The following is an 880-nucleotide window of genomic DNA, read 5'->3' as shown; positions in this document are numbered from 1 at the left end:
AGGGACTCGCTCGACTTGCATGTATTAGGCACGCCGCCAGCGTTCGTCCTGAGCCAGGATCAAACTCTCCAATAAAGGTAGAAAGAAATTGATCAAGGTTCAAAAACATGTTTGCTTGGCTATTTAAAACGCTTCGCTGTTCAGTTTTCAAAGAGCATTTTTATAAAACCAACTTCCGAAACAAAATTATTTCATTTGTTTCAAAAGCGACTTTTTTAATATATCACACTTACTCTCTCAAATCAGCCAGTAATTTTTGGTTGATTCAATTTGGTGCGGTCGGCGAGACTCGAACTCGCACGGGTCGCCCCGCCACCCCCTCAAGATGGTGTGTCTGCCAATTCCACCACGACCGCAAAAATTGATAATATGGGGCGATCGATGGGACTTGAACCCACGAATGCCGGAGCCACAATCCGGTGCGTTAACCCCTTCGCCACGACCGCCAAATAAATAAGAAGTTGCTGTTGGTAGCGGTGGAGGGGATCGAACCCCCGACCTTTCGGGTATGAACCGAACGCTCTAGCCAGCTGAGCTACACCGCCAGACAAAAAAATGGAGCGGGTGATGGGAATCGAACCCACGCGACCAGCTTGGAAGGCTGGAGTTCTACCATTGAACTACACCCGCGAAATAAAATGGTCGGGAAGACAGGATTTGAACCTGCGACCTCTTGGTCCCGAACCAAGCGCTCTACCAAGCTGAGCCACTTCCCGACAATGGCGTGCCCTGAGAGATTCGAACTCCCGACCTTTTGATTCGTAGTCAAACGCTCTATCCAGCTGAGCTAAGGGCACAAAATATGGAGCGGACGACGGGTCTCGAACCCGCGACCTTCGCCTTGGCAAGGCGACGCTCTACCAATTGAGCTACGTCCGCA

7 tRNA genes and 1 rRNA gene are annotated in these 880 nt (G+C 50.2%); all 8 read right to left on the bottom strand.

What is annotated here, in order from left to right:
- Positions 1 to 75: ribosomal RNA gene (locus tag ACE99V_RS20340) — 16S ribosomal RNA — on the bottom strand; the annotation flags it as partial.
- Positions 76 to 271: 196 nt separating this feature from the next.
- Positions 272 to 356 (bottom strand) — tRNA-Leu (locus ACE99V_RS20335).
- Between the two features lie 14 nt (positions 357 to 370).
- Positions 371 to 446 (bottom strand) — tRNA-His (locus tag ACE99V_RS20330).
- Positions 447 to 468: 22 nt separating this feature from the next.
- Positions 469 to 545, bottom strand: a tRNA-Met gene (locus ACE99V_RS20325).
- An 11-nt stretch (positions 546 to 556) separates the two neighbouring features.
- Positions 557 to 630, bottom strand: a tRNA-Gly gene (locus ACE99V_RS20320).
- A 9-nt stretch (positions 631 to 639) separates the two neighbouring features.
- Positions 640 to 716 (bottom strand) — tRNA-Pro (locus tag ACE99V_RS20315).
- Between the two features lie 4 nt (positions 717 to 720).
- Positions 721 to 797 (bottom strand) — tRNA-Arg (locus tag ACE99V_RS20310).
- 6 nt (positions 798 to 803) lie between these two features.
- Positions 804 to 879, bottom strand: a tRNA-Gly gene (locus ACE99V_RS20305).
- Position 880 lies beyond the last annotated feature (1 nt).

The sequence above is a fragment of the Brevibacillus soli genome, from assembly GCF_044759095.2.
Classification (GTDB): Bacteria; Bacillota; Bacilli; order Brevibacillales; family Brevibacillaceae; genus JBIYSM02.
This window is presented reverse-complemented; position numbering and strand designations above follow the sequence as displayed.